Consider the following 5354-nt stretch of genomic DNA (forward strand, 5'->3'; position numbering starts at 1 on the left):
CCCCCTCCCCCGCCTCCACCGCAGCCATCGCCCCACCAGAACGCGCCGACTGCATCAACCGACCACGCTCCGCCACCACCACACACGCATCCGCCAGACCCAACACCCCCGACACATGCGCAGCCACCACCTCACCCACCGAATGCCCCAACAAGAACTGAGGGCGGATGCCCCACGACTCCAGCAGGCGGAACAGGGCGACCTCGACCGCGAACAGCGCCGCCTGCGTGTTGGCGGTGTCGTCCAGCCCGTCACCGGTGCGCACGATCTCGGCCAGCGGCCGGGACAGCCGGCCGTCCAGTTCCGCGGCCACCGCGTCGAAAGCCTGGGCGTAGACGGGGTGGGTGGCGTACAACTCCTGGCCCATGCCGATGCGTTGGGCTCCCTGGCCGGTGAACAGGAACGCGGTCTTGCCCGACGTGCGCACGCCCTGGGCGAGATACGGCGAAGGCGTGCCGGAGGACAGGGCGCGCAGCCCGGTGAGCAGGGCCGGGCGGTCGGGCGCGACGAGGGTGGCCCCGTGCTCCAGGACCGCGCGGCGGGTGGCCAGGGTGTAGGCGGTGTCCAGGAGCCCTGCCTCGGGCGTGCTCTCCAGGTGGGAGAGCAGGCTGTGTGCCTGGGCGCGCAGGGCCTCGGGCGTCTTGCCGGACAGCACGACGGGGGTGGCCGGTGGGACGGTTGACGGTTGGGCGGTGGCGGACGGGGCGTCGGTCTCGACCGGCTCGTCCGCGTCGGCCGCCTCGTCGTCGGTCGGCGCTTCGATGATGACGTGGGCGTTGGTGCCGCCGAAGCCGAAGGAGGAGACGGCGGCGCGGCGGGGCTGTCCGCTCTCGGGCCAGGGCCGGGCCTCGGTCAGCAACTCGACCGCGCCCGCGTCCCAGTCGACCACGGGCGTGGGCTTCTCGCAGTGCAGGGTCTTGGGCAGCACGCCGTGCTGTATCGCCTGCACCATCTTGATGATCCCGCCGACACCGGCAGCAGCCTGCGCATGCCCGATGTTGGACTTCAACGACCCCAGCCACAACGGCCGATCAGCGCCTGGTCGCTCCTGACCGTAGGTGTTCAGCAAGGCCTGCGCCTCGATCGGGTCACCCAGCGTCGTACCGGTCCCGTGCGCCTCCACCACGTCCACATCCGCCGCGGCCAACCGGGCGTTCGCCAGCGCCTGACGGATCACCCGCTCCTGCGACGGACCGTTCGGCGCCGTCAACCCATTGCTCGCACCGTCCTGATTCACCGCCGAACCCCGCACCACCGCAAGAACCGTGTGCCCGTTGCGACGCGCATCCGACAACCGCTCCACCAACAGCAGACCAGCACCCTCCGACCAGCCCGTACCGTCCGCAGACTCGGAAAACGCCTTGCACCGGCCATCAGCGGCCAGCCCCCGCAGCCGGGAGAACTCGATGAAGGGCATGGGACGGGACATGACGGTCACACCTCCGGCGAGCGCGAGGTCGCACTCACCGCTGCGCAGCGCGTTGGCCGCAAGGTGCAGCGCGACCAGCGACGACGAGCACGCCGTGTCGACCGAGACGGCGGGGCCTTCCAGGCCGAAGGTGTAGGACAGACGGCCGGAGGCGACGCTGCCGGCGCTGCCGCTGGCGAGGTAGCCCTCCATGCCCTGGGGTACGTCCGTTACCCGGGTGCCGTAGTCGCCGTACATGACGCCGGTGAAGACGCCGGTGCGTGAACCCCTGAGCGAACCCGGGTCCACCCCCGCGCTCTCGAACGCCTCCCACGCCGTCTCCAACAACAACCGCTGCTGCGGATCCACCGCCGTCGCCTCACGCGGCGACATCCCGAAGAACTCCGGATCAAACAGATCCGCATCATGCAAAAACCCACCATGCCGCGTATAACTCGTCCCCGGCCGCTCCGGATCCGGATCGAACAACCCCTCCAGATCCCACCCCCGATTCGACGGAAACCCACTGACCGCATCCACCCCATCGGCCACCAACCGCCACAACCCCTCCGGCGACACCACCCCACCCGGAAAACGGCACGCCATCCCCACGATCGCGATCGGCTCGTGCTGCCGGTTCTCGACTTGGGTCAGCCGCTTGCGCGCGTCGCGGGCGTCGGCAATGGCCCGCTTGAGGTAGTCGCGGAGCTTTGCCTCATCCGTCACGTGATCTCAACTCCAGGAAGAATGTGCGGGGTTGCTGGTAGGAAGGGTCGGGCCGGCCCGGGACCGTTGGCGTGCCCCGGGTCAGTCGAGTTCGTCGAGGAGGGCGAAGAGTTCCTCGTCGGTCGCCGAGTCCAGGTCCGGCTCGCCGGCCGGATCACCGGTCTGGTCGGGCAGGGCCTGCTGGGTGCCCTCGGCGAGGCGCAGCAGTTCGCGCAGCGTGGACGCCACCCGAGTCCGGGTGGCCTCGTCGTCGGCGGCGATGGCCGCGATGGCCGACTTGGTGCGTTCGAGGTCGGCGAGGACAGGGCCGTCGGGGGTGGCGGGCGGCTGTCCGGCGGTGATCTCGCCGGCCAGGTATCCGGCCAGGGCGGCGGGCGTCGGGTAGTCGAAGACGACGGTGGAGGGCAGCCGCAGACCGGTCGCGGCGTTGAGCTTGTTGCGCAGTTCCACCGCGGTCAGCGAGTCGAAGCCCAGCTCCTGGAAGGACCGTTCGGCGCCCACCGCTCCGTGCCCGGAGTGGCCGAGGACATCGGCCGCCTGGGCGCGTACCACGTCGGCCAGTGCCGCCGCGCGCTCGTCCGGGCCGAGCGCGGCCAGCTGCCGCAGCAGACCCGAGGTGGCGTCGGCCGCCGCGCGGTCGTCGCCGGCCCGGGTCCGGCGGGCCGGGGCAGGCGCCAGGTGGCGCAGCAGGGGGTGGGCCTGCTCGCCCTGGCGGCGCAGCACCTGGGTGTCCAGGTGTACCGCCGCCGTCAGGGCGTCCGGGCCGGAGAGGGCGGTGTCGAACAGCTCCATGGCGGCGTCCGAGGGCAGCGGCAGCAGTCCGAGCCGGGCCAGCCGCCGCAGATCCGCCTGTGACAGTCCGCCGCTGATCGTGCTCGACTCCTGCCACAGTCCCCACGCCACCGACGTGCCGGGCAGTCCGGCCGCTCGGCGGTGGGCGGCCAGGGCGTCCAGGAAGGCGTTGCCCGCCGCGTAGTTGGCCTGTCCCGCGGTGCCGAGGAGCCCGGCGATCGAGGAGTACAGCACGAACGCCTCCAGCGGCAGCTCGCGCGTCAGCTCGTGCAGGTTCCACGCCGCGTCGATCTTCGGCCGTACGACGGCGTCCAGGCGTTCGGCGGTCAGTTCCCCGATCACCGTGTCGTCCAGTACGCCCGCCGTGTGCACCACCGCGCACACCGGGGCGTCCTGCGGCACGCCGGCCAGGACCGCCGCGAGACCGGCACGGTCGGCGACGTCGCAGGCGGCGAAGTCGACCTCGGCGCCCAGCTTCTCCAGCTCGCCGCGCAGCGCGTCGGCGCCCGGGGCGTGCTCGCCGCGCCGGCTGAGCAGCAGCAGGCGCCGGGCCCCGTGTTCGGTGACCAGGTGCCGGGCCGCCAGGGCGCCCAGCGTGCCGGTCGCGCCCGTCACGAGCACCGTGCCCCGGTCCCAGCCCGGCCCCGCGGTGCCGGCTCCGGTCTCCTCGGCCCCGGCCGCGCCGCGGTCCAGGCGTGGAGCCAGCAGCCGTCCGTCCCGGATGGCGACCTGGGCATGGCCGCTGTGCACGGCGTCGGCCACGAGCCGGAACTCCTCCGTCCGCGTCGCCGGGTCGGCGTCGACCAGGACGACCCGGTCCGGGTTCTCGCTCTGCGCGACCCGCAGCAGGCCCCACACCCCGGCACGGGCCAGGTCGGGCACGTCCTCGTCGGCGCCCGTCGACACCGCGCCGCGCGTCACCACGACCAGCCGGGCCGCGGCCGTCCGCCGGTCGGACAGGAACTCCTGCACCAGGTCCAGCGCCCCGTGCAGGGCACGGTGCGCCGCCTCGGGCAGGTCCGCGCCGGTGGCGGCGGCGTGCTCCTCGGCTGGCGGGGCCCACACCACCGTGTGCGCGCCGGCCTGCGCGGCCGCCGCCAGCTCCGGGTACGACTCCGCCGGCGTGTCCGCCCACCGGCCCACCACGGCCCAGCCGGTGGTGTCCGGGGCCGAGCCGGTGTCCGGTACGTCGGCCCAGCGCATCGTGAACAGACCGTCGCGCCCGGCATGGGCGGACCGCAGCGCGTCGCGTGTCAGCGGACGCAGCACCAGCGAACCGGCCGACAGCACCGGCATGCCCGTGCCGTCGGCCACCGTCAGGGCGGCTTCCAGCGACTCGGGCCGCGCCTGCGGCCGCGTCACCGTGAGCCGGACCCGCAGCGCCGCGGCTCCGGCCGCGTGCACCCGTACGTCCGACCAGGCGAAGGGGATCCTGGCCGGTGCCGCCTCGTCGTCCGCCACTCCGGGCAGCAGGGCGTGCAGCGCCGCGTCCAGGGCGGCCGGGTGCAGGAGGTACTCCCCGGCGCTGTCCCGCAGGGTGTCGGGCAGCGCGATCTCGGCGTAGAGCTCGCTCGGGGTGCGCCACAGCCGTCGTAGACCGCGGAAGGCGGGGCCGTAGTCGTAGCCGTGCTCGACGAGCCGTTCGTAGGCCGCGCCCAGGTCGATCTCGTCGGCCCCGGCCGGCGGCCAGGCCAGCAGGGCGCTGTCGGCGGTGGTGGACGGCTCGGAGTCGAGGGTGCCGTGGGCGTTGAGGATCCAGTCGCCGTCGGCGGTGCGCGAGTGGATGTCGAGGGTGCGTGCCGACTGCTCGTCGGGGGCGCCGACGGCGACCTGGAGTTGCGTGCCCTCGTCGGCCGGCAGCACGAGCGGGGCGGCCAGGTTCAGTTCGGCGATCCGCTCCGCGCCGACCTGCTCGGCGGCCCGCGCCGCCAGTTCGAGCAGTGCCGTCCCGGGCAGCAGGGCCGACCCGGAGACGACGTGGTCCGCCAGCCACGGGTGGGTCCGCAGGGACAGCCGTCCGGTGAAGAGCGTCTCGTCCCGGCCAGCGACGCCGACGGCCGCGCCGAGCAACGGGTGTTGTGCCTCGCTCAGGCCCAGGCCGGTGACGTCGCCGAGGGTGGTCGGCGCGTCGAGCCAGTACCGGGCGTGCTGGAAGGCGTACGTCGGCAGCGCGACCCGACGGGCGGCGGGCAGAGCGGCCGACCAGTCGACCTCGGCTCCCCCCATCCACAGCAGGGCGAGGGCGCCGGTGACGCTCTCGCTCTCCGGCCTGCCCTTGCGCAGGGCCGGGGTGAGGACGCCGGGTTCGTCGTCGAGCGAGTCGGCCACCAGGGCGGTGAGGGTGGCGTCGGGTCCCAGCTCCACGAACCGGGTCACACCCTGCTCACGCAGATGCACCACCCCGTCGTAGAACCGCACCGCCTCCCGT

At 73.6% G+C, this 5354-nt stretch carries 1 protein-coding gene and 1 pseudogene; both read right to left on the minus strand.

What is annotated here, in order from left to right; genetic code table 11:
- Positions 1 to 2125 (minus strand): annotated as a pseudogene (locus L0P92_RS41800) (type I polyketide synthase); the annotation flags it as partial.
- Positions 2126 to 2215: 90 nt separating this feature from the next.
- On the minus strand, positions 2216 to 5354 hold a 3139-nt coding region (locus L0P92_RS41810), incomplete at its 5' end, for a type I polyketide synthase (RefSeq protein WP_234768365.1).

This window comes from Streptomyces muensis (assembly GCF_021474425.1).
Classification (GTDB): domain Bacteria; phylum Actinomycetota; class Actinomycetes; order Streptomycetales; family Streptomycetaceae; genus Streptomyces; species Streptomyces muensis.